Origin of the sequence: Aeromonas sp. FDAARGOS 1418 (assembly GCF_019048585.1) — a bacterium.
Taxonomy (GTDB): domain Bacteria; phylum Pseudomonadota; class Gammaproteobacteria; order Enterobacterales; family Aeromonadaceae; genus Aeromonas; species Aeromonas caviae.
Genome location: NZ_CP077387.1, coordinates 3,304,800 through 3,329,539 on the forward strand (window position 1 = coordinate 3,304,800; position 24,740 = coordinate 3,329,539).

Annotated in this window: 22 protein-coding genes; 10 read left to right on the forward strand and 12 right to left on the reverse strand. The window is 60.7% G+C overall.

Translation table 11 applies throughout. The annotated features are described in order from the left end of the window. Positions 1-21: 21 nt before the first annotated feature. Positions 22-1,452, forward strand: coding sequence for a 6-phospho-beta-glucosidase (locus tag I6L48_RS15405; protein WP_049637159.1), 1,431 nt, complete (start codon positions 22-24; stop codon positions 1,450-1,452). A gap of 89 nt (positions 1,453-1,541) precedes the next feature. Here the strand turns inward: I6L48_RS15405 and purF are convergent, their stop codons facing one another. The 7 genes from purF to lrp form a co-directional block, all read right to left on the reverse strand. Next, complete coding sequence (gene purF / locus I6L48_RS15410) at positions 1,542-3,062, reverse strand: amidophosphoribosyltransferase (protein WP_041215287.1); 1,521 nt, start codon at positions 3,060-3,062, stop codon at positions 1,542-1,544. Between the two features lie 18 nt (positions 3,063-3,080). Then, positions 3,081-3,572 (reverse strand): CvpA family protein, encoded by a 492-nt coding sequence (locus I6L48_RS15415; RefSeq protein ID WP_010674522.1) that lies wholly within the window; start codon positions 3,570-3,572, stop codon positions 3,081-3,083. 175 nt (positions 3,573-3,747) lie between these two features. Then, a complete protein-coding gene (serS, locus tag I6L48_RS15420) occupies positions 3,748-5,043 on the reverse strand; it encodes a serine--tRNA ligase (RefSeq protein WP_039039009.1) in 1,296 nt (431 codons plus the stop codon). Positions 5,044-5,324: 281 nt separating this feature from the next. After that, positions 5,325-6,662 (reverse strand): replication-associated recombination protein A, encoded by a 1,338-nt coding sequence (locus I6L48_RS15425; RefSeq protein WP_113070374.1) that lies wholly within the window; start codon positions 6,660-6,662, stop codon positions 5,325-5,327. 70 nt (positions 6,663-6,732) lie between these two features. Next, positions 6,733-7,341, reverse strand: a complete 609-nt coding sequence (gene lolA / locus I6L48_RS15430; protein WP_041203754.1) for an outer membrane lipoprotein chaperone LolA — start codon at positions 7,339-7,341, stop codon at positions 6,733-6,735. A 77-nt stretch (positions 7,342-7,418) separates the two neighbouring features. After that, a complete protein-coding gene (locus I6L48_RS15435; RefSeq protein WP_113070375.1) occupies positions 7,419-9,923 on the reverse strand; it encodes a DNA translocase FtsK in 2,505 nt (834 codons plus the stop codon). 189 nt (positions 9,924-10,112) lie between these two features. After that, positions 10,113-10,604, reverse strand: a complete 492-nt coding sequence (lrp, locus tag I6L48_RS15440) for a leucine-responsive transcriptional regulator Lrp (protein WP_005300047.1) — start codon at positions 10,602-10,604, stop codon at positions 10,113-10,115. A 150-nt stretch (positions 10,605-10,754) separates the two neighbouring features. Between lrp and ald the strand changes: the two genes are divergently transcribed. The 3 genes from ald to I6L48_RS15455 all read left to right on the forward strand — a co-directional run bounded on the left by ald (position 10,755) and on the right by I6L48_RS15455 (position 14,304). After that, positions 10,755-11,870, forward strand: coding sequence for an alanine dehydrogenase (ald, locus tag I6L48_RS15445; protein WP_109422445.1), 1,116 nt, complete (start codon positions 10,755-10,757; stop codon positions 11,868-11,870). Positions 11,871-12,053: 183 nt separating this feature from the next. Then, positions 12,054-13,004 carry a thioredoxin-disulfide reductase gene (gene trxB, locus I6L48_RS15450; RefSeq protein WP_113070376.1) on the forward strand — a complete coding sequence of 317 codons (951 nt, stop codon included), beginning with the start codon at positions 12,054-12,056 and terminating at the stop codon, positions 13,002-13,004. A 58-nt stretch (positions 13,005-13,062) separates the two neighbouring features. After that, complete coding sequence (locus tag I6L48_RS15455; protein WP_029314438.1) at positions 13,063-14,304, forward strand: diguanylate cyclase; 1,242 nt, start codon at positions 13,063-13,065, stop codon at positions 14,302-14,304. Between the two features lie 83 nt (positions 14,305-14,387). Here the strand turns inward: I6L48_RS15455 and I6L48_RS15460 are convergent, their stop codons facing one another. After that, positions 14,388-14,858, reverse strand: coding sequence for a glycine zipper 2TM domain-containing protein (locus I6L48_RS15460; RefSeq protein ID WP_113070377.1), 471 nt, complete (start codon positions 14,856-14,858; stop codon positions 14,388-14,390). 17 nt (positions 14,859-14,875) lie between these two features. Here I6L48_RS15460 and aat point away from each other — a divergent pair, with 17 nt between their 5' ends. From aat to infA, 3 genes are all read left to right on the forward strand, one after another. After that, on the forward strand, positions 14,876-15,583 hold the full coding sequence (aat, locus tag I6L48_RS15465) for a leucyl/phenylalanyl-tRNA--protein transferase (protein WP_039039162.1): 708 nt from the start codon (positions 14,876-14,878) through the stop codon (positions 15,581-15,583). Then, complete coding sequence (locus I6L48_RS15470) at positions 15,580-16,296, forward strand: arginyltransferase (RefSeq protein ID WP_045524744.1); 717 nt, start codon at positions 15,580-15,582, stop codon at positions 16,294-16,296. The genes aat and I6L48_RS15470 overlap by 4 nt, the downstream gene beginning before the upstream one ends. 68 nt (positions 16,297-16,364) lie before the next feature. Then, positions 16,365-16,583 carry a translation initiation factor IF-1 gene (infA, locus tag I6L48_RS15475; RefSeq protein WP_005300033.1) on the forward strand — a complete coding sequence of 73 codons (219 nt, stop codon included), beginning with the start codon at positions 16,365-16,367 and terminating at the stop codon, positions 16,581-16,583. A gap of 69 nt (positions 16,584-16,652) precedes the next feature. On the opposite strand, the gene clpA is transcribed toward infA, so the two are convergent. Together clpA and clpS are read right to left on the reverse strand one after the other, a co-directional pair. Next, a complete protein-coding gene (gene clpA, locus I6L48_RS15480) occupies positions 16,653-18,905 on the reverse strand; it encodes an ATP-dependent Clp protease ATP-binding subunit ClpA (protein ID WP_216987421.1) in 2,253 nt (750 codons plus the stop codon). A 60-nt stretch (positions 18,906-18,965) separates the two neighbouring features. Further along, positions 18,966-19,283: an ATP-dependent Clp protease adapter ClpS gene (gene clpS, locus I6L48_RS15485; RefSeq protein ID WP_005325410.1), complete on the reverse strand. Its 318-nt coding sequence runs from the start codon at positions 19,281-19,283 to the stop codon at positions 18,966-18,968. Between the two features lie 228 nt (positions 19,284-19,511). On the opposite strand from clpS, the gene cspD reads away from it, so the two are divergent. After that, a complete protein-coding gene (gene cspD, locus I6L48_RS15490) occupies positions 19,512-19,730 on the forward strand; it encodes a cold shock-like protein CspD (protein ID WP_010674510.1) in 219 nt (72 codons plus the stop codon). Between the two features lie 116 nt (positions 19,731-19,846). On the opposite strand, the gene asd is transcribed toward cspD, so the two are convergent. After that, the gene (gene asd, locus I6L48_RS15495; RefSeq protein ID WP_042016283.1) at positions 19,847-20,959 is read right to left on the reverse strand and encodes an aspartate-semialdehyde dehydrogenase; all 1,113 of its coding nucleotides are present in this window, start codon (positions 20,957-20,959) and stop codon (positions 19,847-19,849) included. A gap of 340 nt (positions 20,960-21,299) precedes the next feature. Between asd and sugE the strand changes: the two genes are divergently transcribed. Further along, entirely contained in the window at positions 21,300-21,614 is a 315-nt protein-coding gene (gene sugE / locus I6L48_RS15500) for a quaternary ammonium compound efflux SMR transporter SugE (RefSeq protein ID WP_041215293.1), read from the forward strand. A 226-nt stretch (positions 21,615-21,840) separates the two neighbouring features. Here sugE and I6L48_RS15505 read toward each other — a convergent pair whose 3' ends face one another. Then, positions 21,841-22,524, reverse strand: a complete 684-nt coding sequence (locus tag I6L48_RS15505) for a B3/4 domain-containing protein (protein WP_103260005.1) — start codon at positions 22,522-22,524, stop codon at positions 21,841-21,843. A gap of 335 nt (positions 22,525-22,859) precedes the next feature. Here I6L48_RS15505 and ycaO point away from each other — a divergent pair, with 335 nt between their 5' ends. Beyond that, on the forward strand, positions 22,860-24,620 hold the full coding sequence (gene ycaO, locus I6L48_RS15510; RefSeq protein WP_113070379.1) for a 30S ribosomal protein S12 methylthiotransferase accessory factor YcaO: 1,761 nt from the start codon (positions 22,860-22,862) through the stop codon (positions 24,618-24,620). Positions 24,621-24,740 lie beyond the last annotated feature (120 nt).

The following is a 24,740-nucleotide window of genomic DNA, read 5'->3' on the forward strand; positions in this document are numbered from 1 at the left end:
AGACATGACAAGAGGTAACCAATGTCGTTAACAAGATTTCCCGAGGGCTTTCTCTGGGGCGGTGCCCTGGCCGCCAATCAGGCGGAGGGCGGCTATCTCGAGGGGGGCAAGGGGCTGACCACGGTAGACATGATCCCCCATGGCCCGCGCCGCATGGCGGTCAAACTCGGCCAGGAGAAGCGCATCACCCTGCAAGATGACGAGTTCTACCCAAGCCACGGGGCTATCGATTTCTATCACCGCTATCGGGAGGATATCGCCCTGATGGCCGAGATGGGCTTCACCGTGTTTCGCACCTCCATCGCCTGGGCCCGTCTCTACCCCAGGGGGGACGAGCGCGAGCCCAATGCCGAGGGCATCGCCTTCTACCGCGCGGTGTTCGAGGAGTGCAGAAAGTACAACATCGAGCCCCTGGTGACCCTGTGCCACTTCGATGTGCCCATGCACCTGGTGACCGAGTACGGCTCCTGGCGCAACCGCCAGATGGTGGAGTTTTTCACCCGCTACGCCCGCACCTGCTTCGAGCAGTTCGACGGCCTGGTGAAGTACTGGCTCACCTTCAACGAGATCAACATCCTGCTGCACAGCCCCTTCTCCGGGGCGGGGCTGGTGTTCGAGCAAGGGGAGCACCAGGATCAGGTGAAGTATCAGGCCGCCCACCACGAGCTGGTGGCCAGCGCCCTGGCGACCCGGATCGCCCACGAGGTGAACCCGGCCAACCAGGTGGGCTGCATGCTGGCGGGGGGCAACTTCTACCCCTACTCCTGCAAGCCCGCCGACGTCTGGACCGCCCTCCAGAAAGATCGGGAGAACCTCCTCTTCATCGACGTGCAAGCCAGGGGCGCCTATCCGGCCTATGCGCAGAGGGTGTTTAGTGACAAGGGGATCACCCTGGTGAAGGGGCCGGAAGATGACGAGATCCTCAGGCACACCGTGGATTTCGTCTCCTTCAGCTACTACGCCTCCCGCTGCGCCGCCGCCGACATGAATGCGGGCAACACCAGCGAGGCCAACGTGGTCAAGTCCCTGCGCAATCCCCACATCGAGGTGAGCGAGTGGGGCTGGGGCATCGATCCCCTGGGCCTTCGCATCACCCTCAACACCTTGCACGATCGCTACCAGAAGCCGCTCTTCCTGGTGGAAAACGGCCTGGGGGCGGTGGACGAAGTGAACGAGCAAGGGGAGATAGAGGACGACTACCGCATCGACTACCTGCGCGCCCACATCGAGGCCATGGGGGACGCCATCGAGGACGGCGTGCCCCTGATGGGGTACACCAGCTGGGGCTGCATCGATCTCGTCTCCGCCTCCACCGGCGAGATGAGCAAGCGCTACGGCTTCGTCCATGTGGACAGGGACGACGCCGGCCATGGCACCCTGGCCCGCCGGCGCAAGAAGTCGTTCTGGTGGTACAAGAAGGTGATCGCGAGCAACGGGGAGGATCTGGCCTGAGCCCCCCTCAGTTTCGCCGCAAGGCGCATCCATGCAACAGGGGGGCCGAGGCCCCCCTGTTGCTCATCACGCTGGCAATCTGAAAACGTTTAACTGCCTTCGTTGAAGATCTCGAGGTTGCTGGTCCCTTCCTGCCACTCGCGCACGGCCTTGTTGTCGTCGCTGCGCAGGGCATTGAGGTGGTCCAGATAACCCTGATCCACGTCGGAGGTGACGTAGTGGCCGTTGAAGACCGAGGTCTCGAAGTGGCGCAGCTCGGGGTTGATCTCCCGCACCGCCTCTTCCAGATCTTCCAGATCCTGGAAGATGAGGCCGTCGGCACCGATGAGCTTGCACACCTCTTCCACTTCACGGCCATGGGCAATGAGCTCGTTGGCGGTGGGCATGTCGATGCCGTAGACGTTGGGGAAGCGAATTTCCGGCGCGGCCGAGGCGAAGTAGACCTTGGCGGCCCCTGCTTCACGGGCCATCTGGATGATCTGCTCGGAGGTGGTGCCCCGCACGATGGAGTCGTCCACCAGCAACACCTTCTTGCCCTTGAATTCGGAGCTGATGGCGTTGAGCTTGCGGCGCACCGACTTCTTGCGCTGGGTCTGGCCCGGCATGATGAAGGTACGGCCGATGTAGCGGTTCTTCACGAAGCCCTGACGGTACGGCAGGCCCAGGGTGTGGGCGATTTCCAGCGCCACGTCGCAGGAAGTCTCGGGGATGGGGATGACCACGTCCACGTCGAGATCGTCCCACTCCCGTGCGATCTTCTGGCCCAGCTTGCGACCCATGTTGAGGCGGGCGGCATAGACGGAGACCTTGTCGATGAAGGAGTCGGGACGGGCGAAGTAGACGTATTCGAAGATGCAGGGGTTCATCTGCGGGCTTTCCGCACACTGCTCGGAGAAGAGCTGGCCCTGCTCGGTGATGTAGATGGCCTCGCCCGGAGCGACGTCACGCACCGTCTCGAAGCCGATGGCGTCGAGGGCCACGCTCTCGGAGGCGAGCATGTACTCCACCTGCCCCTGCTCGTCGACCCGGCGACCCAGGATCAGCGGGCGAATGCCGTTCGGGTCACGGAACCCGATGAGGCCGTGGCCGATCACCAGAGAGACCACGGCATAGGCGCCGCGGATCTGCTGGTGCACCTTGCGCACCGCCGAGAAGATATCTTCCGGGCGCAGCGCCATCTTGTCGCACAAGTCCAGCTCGTGGGCCAGCACGTTCAACAGCACTTCGGAGTCCGAGGTGGTGTTGATGTGACGGCGGGCCACCTTGAACTGCTGCTCCTTGAGCTCCTTGGCGTTGGTGAGGTTGCCGTTGTGGGCCAGCACCATGCCGTAGGGGGAGTTCACGTAAAACGGCTGCGCCTCTGCCGCACTGGAGCTGCCTGCGGTGGGATAACGGACGTGTCCGATGCCGATATTCCCTTTCAGGCGCTGCATGTGGCGCACTTCAAACACATCCTTCACCAGACCGTTGGCCTTGCGTTGCCGGAAGTTTCCACTGTCAATGGTCACGATCCCGGCGGCATCCTGTCCCCTGTGCTGCAACACCGTCAAGGCGTCGTAGAGGGCCTGATTGACGGGGGTGGTGCCAACTATACCGACAATACCGCACATGTCTTTGCTACCTCGAAGTCACTGTACCTGTTGAAGAAAACTGGACGAGTTCATCATGAACCCGAAAAACCACTGGATCACCGGCTTGAACTCCGGCACCAGCCTGGACGCCACCCACCAGTCGCTCTGGGAGAGGCTGGTGAAGGTATCCATGAAAAACAGCAGGGCGCTGACGATCAGCACCCCGCGAATGGCGCCAAAACAGACCCCGAGCACCCTGTCGGTGCCGGAAAGCCCGGTCTTTTCCACCAGCAGACCCACCACGTAGTTCACCACGCTGCCGAGGATCAGGGTCGCCACGAACAGGGCGGCGATGGCCAGACCGTTGCGCACCATGGCATCGGAGAAAGAGGTGAAATAGACGGCGAGATCGGGATAGAAATGGCTGGCAATGAAAAAGGCGACGAACCAGGTGACCAGAGACATGGCCTCCTTGAGAAAGCCGCGCACCAGGCTGATGAGGGCGGAGAAACCGACGATGCCGATGATGGCGTAATCAATCCAGACCATAGAAAAAGATGTCCTGCGAAATTGCGGCGCAGTCTAACAAAAACGATTGCGCAATGCTTGATAAAATTGTGTTACAGGCCCGAAGGGAGCTATCCCTTCCCCTTGCGGCGGGTTTCCCGGGCCCAGAATGCACAACGCCATGGCATGCCATGGCGTTGTCGTCTGCAACGAGCGCTTACCCGATGTGGGTCAGGCCGCCCATGTAGGATTGCAGCGCAGCCGGGATGGCGATGCGGCCATCTGCCTGCTGGTAGTTCTCGAGCACGGCCACCAGGGTACGACCCACCGCCAGACCGGAACCATTCAGGGTGTGAATGAGCTGCGGCTTGCCGTCGATGCGCACGCGAGCCTGCATGCGGCGCGCCTGGAAGTCGGTGCAGTTGGAGACGGAGGAGATCTCGCGATAGGTGTTCTGGGCCGGCAGCCACACTTCCAGATCGTAGGTCTTGGCGGCGCAGAAGCCCATGTCACCGGTGGAAAGCGCCATCACGCGATACGGCAGCTCCAGCAATTGCAGCACCTTCTCGGCGTGACCCACCATCTCTTCCAGGGCATCCCAGGATTTTTCCGGGTGCACCAGTTGCACCATCTCGACCTTGTCGAACTGGTGCATACGGATGAGGCCACGGGTATCACGACCGTAGGAGCCCGCTTCGGAGCGGAAGCAGGGGCTGTGGGCGGTCATCTTGATGGGCAGCTCCTGCTCGTCGAAGATCTCGTCACGGGCCATGTTGGTGAGCGGCACTTCGGAGGTCGGGATGAGGGAGAACTTGCGCACCTTGCCTTCGTCTTCCCCTTCCCCTTCGATGCCGGTATTGAAGAGATCCTGGGAGAACTTGGGCAGTTGGCCGGTGCCGTACAGGCTGTCCGGGTTGACCAGATAGGGCACGTAGCACTCGGTGTAGCCGTGCTGCAGGGTGTGCAGGTCCAGCATGAACTGGGCCAAGGCGCGGTGCAGACGGGCAATCTGGCCCTTCATCACCACGAAACGGGCACCGGAGAGCTTGACGCCGTTCTTGAAGTCGACCCCCTTGGCCGCCTCACCCAGATCGATGTGATCGCGCACCGGGAAATCGAACTCACGCGGGGTACCCCAGCGGCGGACCTCCACGTTGTCGTTCTCGTCACGGCCCACCGGGGTGGTCTCGCTCGGCAGGTTGGGGATGGCGTCGGCGATCCCCTTGAGCTGGGCCAGCAGGGCCTCCAGCTCGACCTTGCTGGTCTCGAGCTCGTCGTTGATCTTGGTCACCTCGGCCTTGAGGGGGGCAACATCTTCACCACGACGGGCAGCCTCACCGATGGACTTGGAGCGGGCGTTGCGCTCGGCCTGCAGCTCCTGGGTGCGGGACTGCAGATCCTTGCGTTTCTCTTCCAGAACATTGACCGCCGCTACGTCCAGAACGTAGCCACGTGTCGCCAGACGAGCGGCAGCTTCGGTGATGTCGCTGCGCAGATATTTGGGATCCAGCATGGTTTACCTACTTTTTTTAATGGGATCTGGGCCCGGGTCATCGTGACCGGGTTGGGAAACAGATCCGGAAGTTAACATCGGTTGGCGCACCCCTTTGCCTTCGGAATCGGGCCTTCGAAATCAAGAAGATGGTGCAAGGCCAAGACAACCGGGGTCAGACGGGCAGTGTAGCAGACCGCCCCCCTGCCCGAACAGGGACTATTGCGCCCGTTTTTGCCGGAAACCCCCTCCCCTAATGCCTTTGCCGTGCGCTTTCCCGGCAAGGGGCTTGAAGGTCTTTCCTATCGCTTGCGCGGGCTCTGCTTGTCCAGTTCGTGCAGGTAGTCGAGCTTCTGGCCGATCTGCTTCTCAAGGCCGCGATCGGTGGGCTGATAGTACTGCTTGCCAGCCAGCTCAGGCGGGAAGTACTGCTCGCCGGCGGCATAGGCCCCCGGCTCGTCGTGGGCATAGCGATACTCGGCTCCATAGCCCAGCTCGCTCATCAGCCTGGTCGGCGCGTTGCGCAGGTGCGGCGGCACCTCGAAGTCCGGCAGGTTCTTGGCGTCCGCCAGCGCCGCCTTCCAGGCGGTGTAGACCGCATTGCTCTTGGGGGCGCAGGCGAGATAGACGATCGCCTGGGCGATGGCCCGCTCCCCTTCCGCCGGGCCGATGCGATGGAAGCAATCCCAGGCCGAGAGGGCCACCTGCATGGCACGGGGATCGGCATTGCCCACGTCCTCGGAGGCAATCGCCAGCAGCCTGCGCGCAATATAGAGCGGATCGCAACCGGCGCTCACCATGCGGGCATACCAGTAGAGCGCCGCATCCGGTGCCGAGCCGCGGATGGACTTGTGCACCGCCGAGATGAGGTCGTAGAAGTGATCGCCACCCTTGTCGAAACGGGCCACGTGCTCCCCCACCACGGCGGCGAGCAGGCTGCTGTCGATCACCCGCGCCCCGGCACTGTCGGTTTCGGCCATGTCGGCCAACAGCTCCAGATAGTTGAGGGACTTGCGCCCGTCCCCGTCCACGGCTTTCGCCAGCGCCTCCTTCACCCCGGGGGCGAAGGCGAGGCTCGGGTCGTTGAGGCCACGGGGGTCCTGCATCGCCTGATCGACCATGGCGAGGATATCCTGCTCCTCCAGCCGTTTGAGCAGATAGACCCGGGCCCGGGAGAGCAGCGCGTTGTTGAGTTCGAACGAGGGGTTCTCGGTGGTGGCACCGATGAAGGTGATGGTGCCGTCTTCGATGTGGGGCAGGAACACATCCTGCTGGCTCTTGTTGAAGCGGTGGACTTCATCCACGAACAGGATGGTGCGCACCCCGCGCCAGCCGTTCTCCTTCGCCTTGTCGAGGGCCGCGCGGATCTCCTTGATGCCGGAGGTCACCGCCGAGAGCCGCTCCACCTCGGCCTGGCAGTAGTGAGCAACCAGTTCTGCCAGCGTGGTCTTGCCGGTGCCAGGAGGGCCCCACAGGATCATGGAGTGGCAGTGGCCCGCCAGGATCGCCTTGCGCAGCGGTTTGTCGGGCCCGAGGATATGTTGCTGACCTATGTACTGCTCGAGGGTTTGCGGCCGCATCCGGGCCGCCAGCGGACGAAAGTCCGACGAGAAATCCAGCGATAAATTGCTCATCTGCATTGACCGTCAGGAAGGGTGCAGGCCGCCGTTGCCGGGCGGCCTGCCAATAAAGCCAGCGCCTGCTTGCGCATCAGCGCTGATCGTCCAGTGCGACCCCCGCAGGCGTCTTGAAAACAAATTCGTTGCCCTTGAGCGCCGGCTTGCGGTTGAAGTTGCTCAGGGTGAACTCGCTCCACTGCCCCTGGGCCTCTTTCACGTCGAAGCGGTTGATGTTGTTCTGGCGGTCGAAGGTGATGCGAAAGGAGGCAATCAACTCGTCCTGGTTGCGGCTGGTGACTGTGTAGACATCCCCCTGCTGGGTCACGTCGTAGTTCTTCCAGAGCGCATCGTCGTTGCCGGCGATCAGCACGAAGGGGGTGTTGAGCACCGCATCCTTCATCTTGAGGGCGGTGACCTGCTCGACGAAGGGATCGTAGATCCAGACATCCTTGCCATCGGCCACGATCAGGCTCTCGTCCGGCGTGGTGGTATGCCAGTTGAAACGGTTGGGACGCTGCACCAGCAGGGTGCCGCCGGCACGCTGCAGCTCCTTGCCCTTGCTGTCATAGACCACCTGGGCAAACTTGGCGGAGAAGAGGCTCACCCCCGCCAGTTTCTGCTTGAGATCGCTGGCCGCGTCGGCCCACGCCTGGCTGCTGGCCACCAGCAGCACAGTGCCCATCAACAGTTGTTTTTTCATCACGCTTTTCATAACGGCTATCTCGATAAAAGGCCACGCCCGCAGAGGGCATGGCCAGGATGATAGAGGGGTGAGCCTTAGTCCCGCACCGGCGGCGGGGCCAGCACGTCGCGCTGACCATTGCCGCCCGGGGCGCTGACGATGCCCTGGTTTTCCATCTGCTCGATGAGACGGGCCGCCCGGTTGTAACCAATCTTGAACTTGCGCTGCACGCTGGAGGTGGAACCGCGGCGCGACTCCACCACGAAGGCCACCGCCTCGTCGAACAGGGGGTCGAGCTCTTCGTCGTCACCACCGCCATATTCGCCGCTGCCGCCCTCGCCGCCCGACTCACCGGAGAGGATCTCCTCGATGTAGTTCGGCTCGCCGCGCAGTTTCCAGTCCGCCACCACCTTGTGTACCTCGTGGTCATCGACGAAGGCGCCGTGCACCCGGGTCGGGTTGGAGGTACCGGCAGGCATGTAGAGCATGTCGCCCATGCCGAGCAGGGATTCGGCACCGCCCTGGTCGATGATGGTACGGGAGTCGATCTTGCTCGACACCTGGAACGAGATACGGGTCGGGATGTTGGCCTTGATGAGGCCGGTAATGACATCCACCGACGGACGCTGAGTCGCGAGGATGAGGTGGATACCGGCCGCCCGCGCCTTCTGGGCGATACGGGCGATAAGCTCTTCCACCTTCTTGCCGACGATCATCATCATGTCGGCAAACTCGTCCACCACTACCACGATATGGGGCAGTTTTTCCAGCTCAGGCGGCATCTGATCCATGGAGTCGCCCGGGCGCCACAGCGGATCCAGCAGGGGGGCGCCCTCCTCGATGGCGGCCAGCACCTTGTCGTTGTAGCCCTTGAGGTTGCGCACCCCAACCGCCGACATCAGCTTGTAGCGACGCTCCATCTCGCCTACGCACCAGCGCAGGGCGTTGGCGGCGTCCTTCATGTCGGTCACCACCTCGGTCAGCAGATGGGGGATCCCTTCGTAGACCGACAGCTCCAGCATCTTGGGGTCGATCATGATGAAGCGCAGATCGTCCGGCGTCGACTTGTAGAGCATGGAGATGATCATGGTGTTCACCCCCACCGATTTACCGGAGCCGGTGGTACCAGCCACCAGCAGGTGGGGCATCTTGGCGAGGTTCACCACCACGGGTTCGCCGGCGATGTCCTGACCCAGCCCCATGGTGAGCGGGTTGCGGCTGCCCGAGAACGCCTCGCAGTCGAGGGTCTCGCGCAGGTAGACGGTCTGACGCACCCGGTTGGGCAGCTCGATCCCGACGAACGTCTTGCCCGGGATCACCTCCACCACCCGCACGCTGCTGGCCGACAGAGAACGGGCCAAGTCGCGGGAGAGGTTGGTGATCTTGCTCGCCTTCATGCCAGGTGCCAGATCCAGCTCGAAGCGGGTAATGACGGGGCCCGGATAGACGCCCACCACCTTGGCCTGCACGTTGTAATCGGCGAGTTTCGCCTCCACCAGCCGGCCCATGCGTTCCAGCTCGTCCTTGCTCATCATCTGGGTCTTGGCGGGCGGTCTGTCCAGCAGATCGATGCTCGGCAAAGGGGCCAGACCGGGCTGGGGACGGCGCTTGGCTTTCACCGGCGCAGCGGCAACGGGAGCATCGGGTTCGTCATCCCCCTCCGCCCAGGGCAAGTCGAGGTCATCTTCTTCCTGGCGCACGGCGGGACGCGGACGGCCATTGGCCACGCGCTTGCCCTTGGCGGCAGGCGCCGGAGCCTCGTCCTCTTCGTCGTCAAACTGCGGATCGAACTGGAAGGTGTCTTCGTCAAGCTCCGGCAGCCATTCGTCAGCTTTTGTCTTTTGAGCGCGATTCTTCGCCTTGGGGTTGCGTGTCCAGCTGCCGTGGGGGTCTTCGTCATCCTCTTCCTGATCGAAGCTGCCCACGCCCCCTTCCAGCAGGGGATCCGGCCCCTCATAGCGGGGCTGGCGCCAGCCACCGGTGAGCCAGCGGCCCAGGGTGGTGGGGAAATGGTAGATGGCGCTGACTGAGCCGGTGCAGGCGGCACCGATGCGCTCGACAATGGTGAGCCAGGACCAGCCGGTAAACAGGGTGATGCCGGTGGCCACGAAGCAGAGCAGCAACAGGTTGGCCCCGACGCCGCCAAACAGCGGCACCACAGCGGAGGAGATGACGTCCCCCACCAGACCGCCGGCGGAAAAGTTCTGCAAGTCGTTGAAGTTCATGCTGGCGATGGCGGACATGCCAAGCACCGTCAGCACGAAGCCGATGATCCGTACCGACAGGGTGAGGTAATCCACTTCCAGCAGCTTGCTCGGGCGCCAGAACAGGCTCCAGCCAAGCAGCACTACCAGGGGGGGCACCAGATAGGAGAAGGCCCCGAAGGTAAACATGGTGATGTCGGCGAGCCAGGCACCGGCGCTACCCGCGAGGTTTTTCACCTCCCCTTGCCAGGAGGTTTGCGACCAGCCTGGATCGGCGGGATGGTAGGTCAGCAGGGCAAGCAAAAGATAGGCAGCCATCAGGGTGATGGCGATCAAGACGGCCTCGAAGATCCGTTGTGTACCTGATAAAGGAGTAAACAGCTTTTTATCGGCCAAACTCCGGCTCCTTTGTGAAAACATGAATGCGGGGATAGGGGGCCTAGTATCCCTGAAAAGCCCACCGATTGTCAGCCAGTGCCTGAGGGCGGGCCTGAAACTCTCTATAAGAAGAAACGAGCGGACCGGCCGCTCGTTTCTGACTATCGTGACTCGTCATGGAACTTGCAAGTCACAGCACAACCCCGCTTATCGGGTGCTGATCACCAGACGACTGCTCTGTTTGACCTCTTCCATCACCACGTAGGTGCGGGTGTCGTTGACGCCCGGCAGACGCAGCAGGGTTTCACCCAGCAGGCGGCGGTAAGCGGACATGTCGCTGACGCGGGTCTTGAGCAGATAGTCGAAATCACCGGACACCAGATGACATTCCTGGATCTCTTCGAGCACCTGAACAGCCTTGTTGAACTGCTCGAACACATCGGGGGCGCCACGATTGAGGGTAATTTCCACGAACACCAGCAGAGACGCGTCCAGATAATGAGGGTTCAGAATGGCGGCATATCCTTCGATATACCCTTGTCGCTCCAGGCGACGAACCCGTTCCAGACACGGTGTGGGACTCAGGCCAACTCGTTTGGACAACTCAACGTTCGAAATCCTGCCATCCTTTTGCAGTTCATTCAGAATGTTGCGGTCAATCCTGTCCAAATCCTTTAGCCGACTCTTAGCTTCCATCATTTAATTCCATCCTTTGGCTATTTTTTGGTAAGAATCACCAGTCATTTTATAATAATGGTCACAAATCCTGTCAATACCTGAATATACTAGGCGCAAATGTCGCTTAACATCTAGGCAACATAAACCACCAATCGATAGACGAGGGATAGCATGATTATCGGTGTACCTAAGGAAATAAAAAACCATGAATATCGCGTAGGCATGGTTCCGGCCAGTGTACGTGAACTGACAGCACGAAACCATACTGTTTTCGTCCAAAGCGGCGCAGGAAATGGCATTGGGTTCAGTGACGCAGATTATCTGGCTGCCGGAGCCGAGATCCTGGCCTCCGCTGCCGAAGTTTTCGCCAAGGCGGAGATGATCGTCAAGGTCAAGGAACCCCAGGCAGGGGAACGGGCCATGCTGCGTCCCGGCCAGACCCTCTTTACCTATCTGCATCTGGCGCCGGACCTGGCCCAGACCCAGGATCTCATCGACAGTGGTGCCGTCTGCATCGCCTATGAAACCGTCACGGACGGTCGTGGCGGTCTGCCCCTGCTGGCCCCCATGTCGGAAGTGGCCGGACGCATGTCTATTCAGGCCGGTGCCCAGGCACTGGAGAAATCCCGTGGCGGCAGCGGCGTGCTGCTCGGCGGTGTGCCCGGTGTGGAACCGGCCAAGGTGGTGATCATCGGTGGTGGTGTGGTGGGCTCCAACGCAGCCCGCATGGCCGTCGGCCTGCGTGCCGACGTCACCATCCTCGACAACAACGTCGATACCCTGCGCCGTCTCGACAGCGAGTTCCAAGGGGCTGCCAAGGTGGTCTACTCCAACCGCGAGACCCTGGAGCGCCATCTGCTGGCGGCAGACCTGGTCATCGGCGGCGTGCTGGTGCCTGGCGCCACTGCGCCAAAACTTGTCAGCCGTGACCACATTGCTCGCATGAAACCCGGTGCAGCCATCGTGGACGTGGCCATCGACCAGGGCGGCTGTGTCGAGACCTCCCATGCCACCACCCATGAAGATCCCACCTTCATCGTCGACGAGGTGGTGCACTACTGCGTGGCCAACATGCCGGGTGCCGTGGCACGGACCTCCACCGTGGCCCTGAACAACGCCACCCTCCCCTTCATCATCAAGCTGGCCGAACAGGGCTATCGCAACGCACTGCTCGCTGATCCCCACCTGTTGCACGGCCTGAACGTGATGGCGGGCAAAATCACCTGCAAGGAGGTTGCCGTTGCCCACAACCTGGCTTACACGGATCCCCTGACCCTGCTGAACTGATCGCGTCCCTGCAAAGGGAGGTAGATGAGTGAAAATCCGCCCGCGATGGGCGGTTTTTTTATGCCTGCCATCCCCGGCTCACCCCTCTTGTTGGCGATTGCCCCAATCGATGCGCTGGCCTTTGACCACGGATCACGAATTACCTACAATCGCGCAAACTCATCACGTCTCGGAAATCACATCATGAGCCAAGTCACTCACAGCAAACTGCTGATCCTGGGATCCGGTCCGGCAGGTTACACTGCGGCCGTCTATGCCGCTCGCGCCAACCTCAATCCCCTGCTCATCACCGGCATGCAGCAAGGTGGTCAGCTGACCACCACCACCGAAGTGGAAAACTGGCCAGGGGACGCGGAAGGGCTGACCGGCCCGGCCCTGATGGAGCGCATGAAAGAGCATGCAGAGAAGTTCGATACCCGCATCCTCTTTGATCACATCAATGAAGTGACGCTGACCGAGCGTCCCTTCCGCCTCAAGGGGGACAACGGTGAATACACCTGCGATGCGCTGATCCTCGCCACCGGCGCCTCCGCCAAATACCTGGGTCTGCCCTCCGAAGAGGCTTTCAAGGGCCGCGGCGTCTCCGCCTGCGCCACCTGTGACGGCTTCTTCTACCGCAACCAGGAAGTGGCCGTGGTCGGCGGCGGCAACACCGCCGTGGAAGAGGCACTCTATCTGGCCAACATCGCCAAGAAGGTGCACCTCATTCATCGCCGGGACGAGTTCCGCGCCGAGAAGATCCTGATCAAGCGCCTCAACGACAAGGTCGAGAGCGGCCATATCGTCCTGCACACCCATCAGACCCTGGACGAAGTACTGGGTGACGACATGGGCGTCACCGGCGTGCGCCTGCGCAGCACCCGGGATGACACCACCTCCGAGCTGCCGCTGATGGGGGTCTTCATCGCCATCGGTCACCGGCCCAACACCCAGATCTTCGAAGGGCAGCTGGCGATGGAAAACGGCTATCTGAAAGTGCGTGGCGGACTGGAAGGGTTCGCAACCCAGACCAGCATCCCGGGCGTGTTCGCCGCCGGCGACGTGGCCGACCACGTCTACCGCCAGGCAATCACCTCCGCAGGGACCGGCTGCATGGCCGCCCTCGATGCAGAGCGATATCTGGACGCACAATAATCGGAAGGATATAAAGGGCATGCCAGTTGGCATGCCCTTTTTTATTGCAAGGAGCAGGATGAAACGAAAAATAATGATAGTGGAAGACAGCCTGACGGTACGCCGTATGCTGACCCAGGCCATTGCGCAGCAGACAGGGCTGGAAATCGACGCCTTCGACACCCTTGAAGGGGCTCGCGATTGCCATGGGGAAGATTATGTGGTCGCCCTGGTGGATCTCACCCTGCCGGACGCCCCCGGCGGAGAGGCTGTCAACGTGCTGAGGGAGCGTGGGCTGCCGGTGGTGATCCTGACGGCCGACATCAGCGAAGAGAAGCGGGAAGCCTGGCTGGAAGCCGGGGTGCTGGACTATGTGATGAAGGATTCACGTCACTCCCTGCAATATGCCGTCGGTCTGGTGCACCGCCTCTACCTCAACCAGGCCATCGAAGTCTTGGTGGTCGACGATTCACGCACCTCCCGTCACCGCACCGCGGCCCAGTTGCGCAAGCAGTTGTTGCAGGTGCACGAGGCCAATTCAGCCCGCGATGCGCTGGCGCAGCTCGAGCAGCACCCCGCCATTCGCCTGATGCTGGTGGACTACTACATGCCGGAGATCGACGGCATCAGCCTGGTGCGAATGCTGCGCGAGCGCTACAGCAAGCAGCAGCTCGCCATCATCGGTATCTCGGTGTCGGACAAACACGGCCTCTCGGCACGCTACCTCAAGCAAGGGGCGAATGATTTTCTCAATCAGCCCTTTGAACCCGAGGAGCTGCAGTGCCGGGTCAGCCACAACCTGGAGGCCCTTGAGCAGTTCAACAATATCCAGGAATCGGCCAACCGAGACTACCTGACCGGGCTTTACAACAGACGCTACTGGTTCAACGAAGGTCAAAAGTGGTTCGAGGAGCATCAGCGCCATCAGGCGCAGCTCTCCCTGTGCGTGCTCGATGTGGATCACTTCAAGCAGGTCAATGATCACTGGGGGCACGCCATCGGCGATCAGCTGCTCTGTCATCTGGCCAGGCTGCTCACCCAGTTCTTCCCGGATGCCATGATAGCCCGATTCGGTGGTGAAGAATTTGCCCTGATGGTGCCACACTGCCCCGTTCCCGTGCTGCTCAAGCGACTGGAAGGGCTTCGTCTGCAAATGCGTCAGCAACCGCTGTCGCGGGAGATATCGCTCTTTGTGCGCGCCAGTTTCGGCGTCATCAATGTCGGGCGGCTCTCCATGGACGAGGCGCTGAGCGAGGCAGATCGCCAGTTGTATCAGGCAAAGAATACCGGGCGAGACAAGATAGTCTGTCAGGACGTCTGAGCAAGCATCAGCAGAGACACTCCGTGTAGTACCGCCCGGCGCCCCTTATGTGACGGCCGCCGGGTCAATCCCTTCTTCACCGTTCAATAGGTCTTGTCGACTCGCACCCCATCGTTGAAATAGAGGATGCGCACCTTGTCGCCCTGCGCAAAGACCATGGCCGGATCGTAATCCTGGATCACGTTGATGAGCCCGTTCTGCTCGTTGCGGATCAGCAGCTCCACCAGCTTGTTCTCCACCACGCTGCCCCCTGACTGAAACTGCTGCACCGCCGCCGCTCCCGCCAGCGCTCCGACCGCAGTGGCAATCTCCCGCCCGTGCCCACCGCCAAACTGGTTGCCGAGCAGCCCGCCAAGCACGGCCCCTCCCAGCGTTTTCCAGCCGGAATGCTCTGATTCCATCATCTGGCGCTGGGTGATGTTGCGCACCGCATCCACCTGGCCGAAGACCACCTGCTCCACCGGACGCGCCGTGTTGCGTTCATACACAGCACTCCAGGCCGGCGCCGTGACAAAGCCAAGCAAGCTGGATACTATCAGGATAATGGCCTTCATCTATGAACCTCTGCCTTATGTCTCGCTATCTTACCGAACTGGATGATGAGCTGTGCTGGTTTCCCTCCCCCAGCCATGCGCTGGAAGAGCCCAACGGGCTGCTCGCGATTGGGGGAGATCTCTCCCCCGCTCGATTGCTGGCAGCTTACCACAGCGGGATCTTTCCGTGGAATGAACCCCATCAACCACTGCTGTGGTGGTCACCGGACCCCAGGGGAGTCATCGTGCCCGAGGAACTCCACATCGGCCGCAGCCTGCAGAAGTGTTTGCGCCGCACCCCCTTCGAGATTTACATCAATCGCGCCTTTGATGACGTCATTGCAGCCTGCGCCGCCCCCCGTCGCACCGCCAGCGGCACCTGGATAAGTGCCCCCATGATCGACGCCTATCGGCGCCTTCATCGCCTCGGTCATGCCCACTCCATCGAGATCTGGCAGGATGATCAGTTGCAGGCAGGTCTCTATGGCCTCTCCCTGGGCCGACTCTTTTGTGGTGAATCCATGTTCAGCCGCATCGACAATGGCGCCAAACTGGCCATGGTGGCCCTCTGTCGCCACTTTGCAGGGCACGGCGGTGCCCTCATCGACTGCCAGATGCAAAACGACTTTCTGGCCACGCTGGGCGTCCAGGAGTGGCCAAGGCAGCGCTTTCTGACCACCCTGGCCACCCTGACCCGGCAACCGTTGCAAGAGGGATGCTGGCAACCGAGGAGAATCAGCCTATGAGTGAAGAAGTGATCCTCAAGGTCGGGCTGACCCCCAGGCACCCGTGCAGCTACCTCGGTCACGAGCAGGAGCAGTTGCTGGTCCTGATGGACCATGAACTGCTCAACGCCGCCGGGTACGAACGGCTGCTGACGGCAGGATTCCGGCGCAGTGGCAACGACATCTATCGTCCTCACTGCCCCGCCTGCAGCGCCTGCCAATCCTTGCGCATACACAGTGAACGCTTCATCCCGAGTCGTGGGCAGAAACGCATCCGCCAGTTGAACCGGGATCTCGAACTCGTGCTGAGCTATGACGACAAGCCCGAGTATTACCAGCTCTATGAACGCTATATCCGTGAGCGCCATCGGGATGGCAGCATGTATCCACCGAGCCGGACCCAATACAAGGGGTTCCTGCACTGCGACTGGATGCCCCCCCTTTATCTGGAGATGCGCAAGGAGGGACGCCTCATCGGCGTGGCCACCACGGACCTGCTTCCCCACTCTCTGAGCGCCATGTACACCTTCTTCGACCCCGACTATGCCGACCGGTCGCTCGGCACCTTCGCCATCCTGAGCCAGTTGGAACTGGCCAGACGTACCGGTCGTCAGTGGCTCTATCTGGGGTATCTGGTGGAGGAGTGTCGCAAGATGAATTACAAGCGCCAATACCTGCCCCATGAGCTGCTGGTCCAGGGAGAATGGAAAAAAATCGACACCAAGCCCGAGTAAACTTTACACATAGCCTTAAATCCGGCATGATCCAGCGGTTTTTTGTTGTGGCTTATCAAGAGGATTCAATGGCTAAAGAAGACAGTATTGAGATGCAGGGTACCATTCTCGAAACCTTGCCCAATACCATGTTCCGTGTGGAACTGGAAAATGGTCACGTGGTTATCGCTCATATTTCCGGCAAGATGCGCAAAAACTACATCCGTATCCTGACTGGGGACAAAGTAACGGTGGCTCTGACTCCGTACGATCTCTCCAAGGGACGTATTGTTTTCCGCTCTCGCTAAGCCAGGAATTCAGCAAAAAACCCCAGCCTCTCGGTTGGGGTTTTTTGTCATTTCCGGCCTTGCTCACAGTCAGTGAGAGACAGCTTCAACGTTGACCTGAAAATCAAAGCTGAGGCTGTTGTTCACCAGCTCGACCTTCACAATGCCGCCATCGACCAGGGAACCAAACAGGATCTCGTTGGCCAGGGGCTTCTTGAGGTGCTCCTGAATGACCCGGCCCATGGGTCTTGCCCCCATTGCCCTGTCATACCCTTTCTCTGCCAACCAGTGGCGCGCCTCTTCAGACACCTCCAGTGAAACGCCCTTGGCATCCAGCTGAACCTGCAACTCGACGATGAACTTGTCGACCACCTGATGGATCACTCTCATGTCGAGATGGTTGAACCAGATGGTGTGATCGAGCCGGTTGCGGAACTCCGGACTGAACGTCTTGTTGATCACCTCCATGGCATCGTGGCTCATGTCCTGCTGCTGGAAGCCGATGGACTTGCGCTGGGTCTCCTGAACCCCTGCGTTGGTGGTCATCACCAGGATCACATTGCGAAAATCTGCCTTGCGCCCGTTGTTGTCCGTCAGGGTACCGTTGTCCATCACCTGCAGCAGCAAGTTGAAGACATCCGGATGCGCCTTCTCGATCTCGTCAAGCAGCACGACGGAGTGCGGATGCTTGAGGACCGAGTCGGTCAACAGCCCTCCCTGCTCGAATCCCACGTAACCGGGAGGAGCCCCGATCAACCGGGACACGGTATGGCGTTCCATGTATTCCGACATGTCAAAACGCAATACCTCGACCCCGAGCGCCTTGCCCAGTTGCTGGGTCACTTCGGTCTTGCCCACCCCGGTCGGGCCGGCAAACAGGAAGCACCCCACAGGCCGGCGTTCGTTGCCAAGCCCTGAACGAGACAACCGAATGGCATCGGTCAGCACCTCGATGGCCTTGTCCTGCCCGAACACCACCATCTTGAGATTGCGCTCCAGATTCTTCAGCACCTCCTTGTCGGAGGAGGAGACAGATTTCTCTGGTATACGGGCAATCTTGGCAACAATTGCCTCGATTTCCGGCACATTGATCACCTTCTTGCGCTTGCTGACGGGCAAGAGGCGTTGCCCTGCACCCGCTTCGTCGATGACGTCGATGGCCTTGTCAGGCAGATGGCGATCATTGATGTACTTGGCGGAGAGCTCTACCGCCGCCCGGATCGCCTTGACGGTGTAACGCACGCCATGGTGAGACTCATAACGGCTCTTGAGTCCCATCAGAATGCGAGTGGTGTCGTCTACTGTGGGTTCGACGATGTCGATCTTCTGGAAGCGGCGAGCCAGGGCCCTGTCCTTCTCGAAGATCTGGGCATATTCCTGGTAGGTGGTGGAGCCCACGCAGCGCAGCAAACCATTGGAGAGCAGCGGCTTGATGAGGTTGGCCGCATCCAGCTGGCCACCGGAAGCCGCACCGGCCCCAATGATGGTGTGGATCTCGTCGATGAAGAGGATGGCCCCCTCCTGACGCTCGATCTGCTTGAGCAGCACCTTGAGGCGCTTCTCGAAGTCACCACGATACTTGGTGCCCGCCAGCAGGGAGCCCATGTCCAGGGAGTAGATGGTGCTACCCGCAATCACCTCGGGCACATCCCCCTTGACGATACGGTAGGCAAGCCCTTCGGCGATAGCGGTCTTGCCCACACCGGCTTCCCCGACCAGCAAGGGGTTGTTCTTGCGGCGGCGGCACAATACCTGAATGGTGCGATTGAGCTCCTGATCACGGCCGATGAGCGGATCGATACGCCCCTCCAGCACCAGCTGGTTGAGGTTGGTGGCAAAGCTTTCTATCTGGGCAGAGGATACCTCGTCATCAGATTCCGCATTGTTGCCACCACTCTCGGGCTTGTTGTCCTTGCGCACCCCGTGGGACAGGAAGTTCACCACATCCAGGCGGCTTATTTCGGCTTTTTTCAGGAAGTAGGCGGCCTGGGACTCTTGTTCGCTGAAGATGGCGACCAGGACATTGGCACCGCTCACCTCGGTATTGCCGGACGACTGGACATGGAAGACGGCACGTTGCAGCACGCGCTGGAAGCCCAGCGTCGGCTGGGTTTCCCTGTCTTCGTCGTCACGGGGGATGAGCGGGGTCGTTTGATTGATGAAGGCGCGGATCTCTTTGCGCATCTGTTCCACATCCGCACCACATGAACTCAGCGCCTCATGGGCTGAGCTGTTATCCAGCAGGGCCAACAACAGGTGCTCGACGGTCATGAATTCGTGGCGCTCGTCACGGGCCAGCTTGAAAGCCTCGTTCAGCGTCTTTTCTAGATCTTTGTTCAACATAGGCACCTCCCCTCAGTACAGCAACAATGCGGTGTCGTTATCGCCATCAAGTCATCAGATTCAAGCCTTTTCCATGGTACATAGCAGTGGATGTTCGTTGTTACGTGAATAGGTGTTGACCTGGACCACTTTGGTCTCGGCAATCTCGGCGGTAAATGTGCCGCAGACTCCCTTACCACTATAATGCACGCTCAGCATCACCTGAGTGGCCTTCTCCAGATCCATACCAAAGAACCTTTGCAGCACCTCCACCACGAACTCCATCGGTGTGTAGTCGTCGTTGTTCAGGACGACCTTGTACATGGGTGGCGGTTGCAGCTTCGTTTTCTCTGCCTCTGCAATCTCTTCATTAGCAAAGAGTTCTTTCTGCTTGCTCATAGTTGCGCTTTGGTACCTCTAGATTACTACCGTGTCGCTCAAGATTGTCAATAGACTTGTTAACCAGATCACATCGGTTGTTAACAACTTCTTGACTCGCTTAAAAGTTGGACTAGATTGGTTACTTGCTAATCGGCGCCCGTCTGCTACGGGGTCATGCCCTAGTTATATAAGGCTGGCGCAGGTTACTCAACGACTTCAGGGTAATCAATAAAAGGATGTAGATGTATGGCAACCGGAACAGTCAAGTGGTTCAACAACGCAAAAGGATTTGGGTTTATCTGTCCGGAAGGCGGTGGTGAAGACATCTTCGCTCACTACTCCACGATTCAAATGGAAGGTTACAAGACCTTGAAAGCAGGTCAGGCAGTCAACTTTGAACTGCAGCAGGGGCCGAAAGGAAATCATGCCTCTGTCATCGTGCCAAACGAAGCACAGAACATCTAAGAGTCAAACTGGATAAATTAAAAAGCGGCATCCCAAGGGATGCCGCTTTTTTATGGACAAGCACGAAGAGGGGAACAAGAAAGGACAAGCCTTCCTTGTTCCCTGCTGCCGCTACCTCAGCGGGCCAGCAGGATGTTGAGCATGCGGCGCAGCGGCTCGGCGGCGCCCCACAGCAGCTGGTCACCCACGGTAAAGGCGGCCAGGTACTCCGGGCCCATGTTGAGCTTGCGCAGACGACCGACCGGGATGCTGAGGGTGCCGGTGACGGCGGCCGGGGTCAGCTCGCGGGCGGTGATGTCGCGATCGTTGGGGATCACCTTGACCCAGTCGTTGTGGGCGGCCAGCAGGGCTTCGATCTCGGCCAGCGGCACATCTTTTTTCAACTTGATGGTGAAGGCCTGGCTGTGGCAGCGCAGGGCGCCGATGCGCACGCACAGACCATCCACCGGGATAGCGGCGTTTTCGATACCGAGGATCTTGTTGGTCTCGGCCTGGCCTTTCCATTCTTCACGGCTCTGGCCGTTGTCGAGCTTGGTGTCGATCCAGGGGATGAGGCCACCGGCCAGCGGCACACCGAAGTTGTCCACCGGCAGGGTGCCGGAGCGGGTCTTCTCGGTGATCTTGCGCTCGATGTCGAGGATGGCGGAGGCGGGATCCGCCAGCTCCACCGCCACTTCATCCCGCAGCATGCCCATCTGGGTGACCAGCTCGCGCATATGGCGGGCACCACCACCGGAGGCCGCCTGATAGGTGGCCACGCTCACCCACTCCACCAGATCGGCCTTGAACAGGCCACCCAGGGCCAGCAGCATCAGGCTGACGGTGCAGTTGCCGCCAACGAAGGTCTTGATGCCGTTGTTCAGGGCATCTTCAATGACGTCACCGTTGACCGGATCCAGGATGATAACGGCGTCCTTCTCCATGCGCAGGGAGGAGGCGGCGTCAATCCAGTAGCCCTGCCAGCCGGCGGCTTTCAGGCGCGGATAGACATCCTTGGTGTAGTCGCCGCCCTGGGCGGTGATGATGACGTCCTGTGCGGCCAGCGCCTCGAGATCGAAGGCGTCCTGCAGGGTGCCGGCATCGACGCCAAAATTGGGGGCGGCCTCACCGGCCTGGGAGGTGGTGAAGAAGGTGGGTTGAATGCGGGCAAAATCCTTCTCTTCCTGCATCCGACTCATCAACACCGAACCCACCATGCCACGCCAACCGACCAAACCTACTTTTTTCATAATGTCCTACCCTGGATAGCTGCTTATAGAAATCGTGTGTGGTACCCGTGACCCCCTGCCTTGGCGCCAGCCGTTTACAAGGGATTCACAATATATGAGTTGCAAAAAATGCGTCTGTCCACATTACGGATTGTGACGGCGGGCGCAAGTCGAATTGCGCAATATTCTGTGCCATTCGCTGCAATATCCGTCGGCCTGGCCGACCTGCGGGCAGCCGGTTGGCATCCTGCCTCCACTTGGGGCATCATTGAGACCGACCGGCAGCCCCGCTGCCCCTCGGGGACGGCCCCGAGGCCTCCTGATACGCAGGGACGACCCTGCTTCCTGCGGAATCTGCCTTATGTCCTGGTTGCTATTGCTGTTGGCCGGCCTGTTCGAGGTCGCCTGGGCCATCGGCCTCAAATACACCGACGGTTTCAGCCGTCCCCTCCCCACCCTGCTGACCCTGATCGCCATGGCCGTGAGCGTGCTGCTGCTCGCCATGGCGGTCAAACAGCTGCCCCTTGGCACCGCCTATGCGGTCTGGACCGGCATCGGCGCGGTCGGCACCGTGCTGATGGGGATCTGGCTGTTCAACGAACCGGCCACCCTGGCCCGGGTGCTCTGCCTGCTGCTCATCATCGTCGGCATTCTGGGGTTGAAGTTCATCGGTTAGGCGCGCTGAAAGGGCCGGGTACACCGGCCCCGACGTGGCAAGCTCCAGGGGGCGATGTCAGCCCGGCGTGTTGCTGTGTTCCTCTGCTTGCTGATGTGTTCGCAGGCGGTGAGTAAAGGCGGGTGGCACAGACGTGGCATGGCGCGTGATGGCGAGCAAGATCTGCCCCATGACCGCCCGGGCGAGCATGGGGTGCCTCCTTTTATCTTTTCGTCTGCTCCTTCAATCACTCCACCAGCGTCTGCTCGATGCGGGCCCCAGGCATCATCTGCGTGAGACCGGCAATCAGCCTGTCGCCGGCATCCCACAAGGCCGTGCGCGGCATCGGCGGCAGACACTCCAGAATGAACCACATCCGGGGGGAAGAGAGGCTCAGGCGAGTGCGGATCCCCTGGCGCCAGTTCCAGCGGCGACAGGTGACGCCGAGATCGTCCCGCCACACCACCTCTCCGGGAGCCGGTGCCTCCTGGATTGGCAGCCCTTCTTTGAGGGTGTCAAAGCATTCGCTGCCATCGGCAATCACCAGGCGCGGCGTCCCCACATAGGCCGCCAGATCCTCCCCGCCCACGGGAATGGCATACTCGATGCTGATGGCGTTGTAGAGATCCACCACGGGATCGATGGCGGGCAAGACGCCATCGCGCAGCACCCGCTTGCGCAGTGCCTGGGCCGAGCAGGGCGTGCGGGCAGGCTTGGCGCCAAACCCCTTGAACACCTGATCCCAGGCGGCCAGATGTTCAAGGGCCCAGGGGGCCTCGTCGGTGCCAAGGGCCGCACATGCCCGGGCCAGGGCCCGCTCCCCCACCAGAGTGTCAATCACGGGGGCGGCTTCCACCACGATGCTGAGGGCACAAAAACCCGGCGCCAACCTGGCTATCTCGGGGTCGATACGGGGGATCATCGGGAACATTCAGCACTCCTGGTCAAGGCTCATCAAGACGGGGTGGCGGAACGGGCACGGGCGTTCCCCTCTTTTCCTTCCCCCGCCAACGGTTGACGCCATGATGAAGGGCACAGGGTCATAATAAAATTTACTTTATCTTAATTATGTTAAGTAAAACTGATGACCCAACCCTCTTTCCCATGAAAAATCGCCGCCCCGCAGCGCACCGTCCGGCCCCACTACCACACCCCGCCCATCCAATGCAGACCTGGGCAAGCCCACACCATTGCCCTGGCCGCTTTCCCCGTCACTCATGCTATTATCTGCGTCCAAACATGAGCCCATAAAATCAGGACATTGTGATGACCGACCACACTTTTATTCCCGGCAAGGACGCAGCGCTGGAAGACTCCATCGAACGCTTCCAGACCAAGCTGCAAGCCCTGGGGTTTGATATCGAAGAGGCCTCCTGGCTCAACCCCGTGCCCAACGTCTGGTCCGTGCACATCCGGGACAAGGAGTGCTCCCTCTGTTTCACCAACGGCAAGGGTGCCAGCAAGAAGGCGGCGCTCGCCTCCGCCCTTGGCGAATATTTCGAGCGTCTCTCCACCAACTACTTCTTCGCCGACTTCTATCTGGGCGAGCAGGTAGCCAATGGCGACTTCGTTCACTACCCGAACGAGAAGTGGTTCCCCATCGAGGGGGATCAGCTGCCCGCCGGTCTGCTCGACAGCTTCACCCGCAAGTTCTACAACCCGGACGGTGAAGTGACCGCCGATATGTTGGTGGACCTGCAATCCGGCAATGAGGAGCGCGGCATCGTCGCCCTGCCCTTCGAGCGCCAGTCTGATCACCAGACCGTCTACATCCCGATGAACATCATCGGCAACCTGTATGTTTCCAACGGCATGAGCGCCGGCAACACCCGCACCGAAGCCCGCACCCAGGGGCTGTCTGAGGTGTTCGAGCGCCACGTGAAGAACAAGATCATCGCCGAGGCCATCAGCCTGCCCCAGATCCCGGGCGAGGTCATCGCCCGTTACCCCGGCATCAAGGCGTCCATCGATGCGCTGGAGGCCGAAGGCTTCCCCATCTACAGCTTCGATGCCTCCCTCGGCGGCCGTTATCCGGTCATCTGCGTGGTGCTGCTCAACCCGAGCAACGGCACCTGCTTTGCCTCCTTCGGCGCCCACCCGCGCTTCGAGGTCGCCTTCGAACGCACCGTCACCGAACTGCTGCAAGGGCGCAGCCTCAAGGATCTGGACGTCTTCGTGCCGCCCTCGTTTGACAACGAGCAGGTGGCGGATCACCACAACCTGGAGACCCACTTCATCGACTCCTCCGGCCTCATCAGCTGGGATCTGTTCAAGGAAGAGTCCGACTTCGAGTTTGCCGACTGGGACTTCCGTGGCACCTCGCAAGAGGAGTTCGACCACCTGATCAGCATCTTCCACGAGCTGGAGCAGCCGGTCTACATCGCCGACTACGAGCACCTGGGGGTCTACGCCTGCCGTATTCTGGTGCCCGGCATGTCCGACATCTATCCGGTGGAAGATCTGCTACTGGCCAACAACACCATGGGGGCCCACCTGCGGGAGACCATCCTGGCGCTGCCGGCGCTCGAGTGGGACGCAGAGCAGTACATGGCCCTGTTCGACCAGCTGGATGAAGAGGGTCACGACGAGCGGACCCGGGTGCGCGAGCTGCTCGGCATCGCCGCCGCCAAGGGCACTGCCCTGCACACCCTGCGCGTCGGTGAGCTCAAAGCCATGCTGGCGCTGGCCGCAGGCGACCTGGAGAGCGCCCTCGACCTCATCGACTGGACCATGGAGTTCAACCAGTCGGTGTTCCCGGCGGATCGCGCCGCTTACTACCGCGCCCTGCGCGCCTGCGTCGAGCTCTTCCTGGACGAGGAACGCGACCCCGAGCAGTACCGTCCGGTGTTCGCCCGCATGTTCGGGGAAGAGACCCTGGCACAGGCGTGGGCCAACGCCCGCGGCGAGGCGCGCTTCCACGGTCTGGAAGCCGCCGATCTCTCCCTCTCCCAGTTCCCGCTGCACCAGAAACTGCTGGCCGCTTACGAGAAATTACAAAAAGCCAAACGAATCCATAGCTGGAACTGATATGCTGATATGACGAAGGGGCCCTGAGGGTCCCTTCTGTTTTATGGTCTACGCTTTGGCTGGCCGTGCCACAAAGATGAAATAAAAGACAAAAAATACCTCTTAGGGGGTTGTTAATTT

Coding starts and splice junctions, on each gene's coding strand:
- I6L48_RS15405 (WP_049637159.1), top strand. CDS start 22: ATGTCGTTAACAAGATTTCCCGAGGGCTTTCTCTGGGGCGGTGCCCTG.
- purF (WP_041215287.1), bottom strand. CDS start 3,062: ATGTGCGGTATTGTCGGTATAGTTGGCACCACCCCCGTCAATCAGGCC.
- I6L48_RS15415 (WP_010674522.1), bottom strand. CDS start 3,572: ATGGTCTGGATTGATTACGCCATCATCGGCATCGTCGGTTTCTCCGCC.
- serS (WP_039039009.1), bottom strand. CDS start 5,043: ATGCTGGATCCCAAATATCTGCGCAGCGACATCACCGAAGCTGCCGCT.
- I6L48_RS15425 (WP_113070374.1), bottom strand. CDS start 6,662: ATGCAGATGAGCAATTTATCGCTGGATTTCTCGTCGGACTTTCGTCCG.
- lolA (WP_041203754.1), bottom strand. CDS start 7,341: ATGAAAAAACAACTGTTGATGGGCACTGTGCTGCTGGTGGCCAGCAGC.
- lrp (WP_005300047.1), bottom strand. CDS start 10,604: ATGATGGAAGCTAAGAGTCGGCTAAAGGATTTGGACAGGATTGACCGC.
- ald (WP_109422445.1), top strand. CDS start 10,755: ATGATTATCGGTGTACCTAAGGAAATAAAAAACCATGAATATCGCGTA.
- trxB (WP_113070376.1), top strand. CDS start 12,054: ATGAGCCAAGTCACTCACAGCAAACTGCTGATCCTGGGATCCGGTCCG.
- I6L48_RS15455 (WP_029314438.1), top strand. CDS start 13,063: ATGAAACGAAAAATAATGATAGTGGAAGACAGCCTGACGGTACGCCGT.
- I6L48_RS15460 (WP_113070377.1), bottom strand. CDS start 14,858: ATGAAGGCCATTATCCTGATAGTATCCAGCTTGCTTGGCTTTGTCACG.
- aat (WP_039039162.1), top strand. CDS start 14,876: ATGTCTCGCTATCTTACCGAACTGGATGATGAGCTGTGCTGGTTTCCC.
- I6L48_RS15470 (WP_045524744.1), top strand. CDS start 15,580: ATGAGTGAAGAAGTGATCCTCAAGGTCGGGCTGACCCCCAGGCACCCG.
- infA (WP_005300033.1), top strand. CDS start 16,365: ATGGCTAAAGAAGACAGTATTGAGATGCAGGGTACCATTCTCGAAACC.
- clpA (WP_216987421.1), bottom strand. CDS start 18,905: ATGTTGAACAAAGATCTAGAAAAGACGCTGAACGAGGCTTTCAAGCTG.
- clpS (WP_005325410.1), bottom strand. CDS start 19,283: ATGAGCAAGCAGAAAGAACTCTTTGCTAATGAAGAGATTGCAGAGGCA.
- cspD (WP_010674510.1), top strand. CDS start 19,512: ATGGCAACCGGAACAGTCAAGTGGTTCAACAACGCAAAAGGATTTGGG.
- asd (WP_042016283.1), bottom strand. CDS start 20,959: ATGAAAAAAGTAGGTTTGGTCGGTTGGCGTGGCATGGTGGGTTCGGTG.
- sugE (WP_041215293.1), top strand. CDS start 21,300: ATGTCCTGGTTGCTATTGCTGTTGGCCGGCCTGTTCGAGGTCGCCTGG.
- I6L48_RS15505 (WP_103260005.1), bottom strand. CDS start 22,524: ATGTTCCCGATGATCCCCCGTATCGACCCCGAGATAGCCAGGTTGGCG.
- ycaO (WP_113070379.1), top strand. CDS start 22,860: ATGACCGACCACACTTTTATTCCCGGCAAGGACGCAGCGCTGGAAGAC.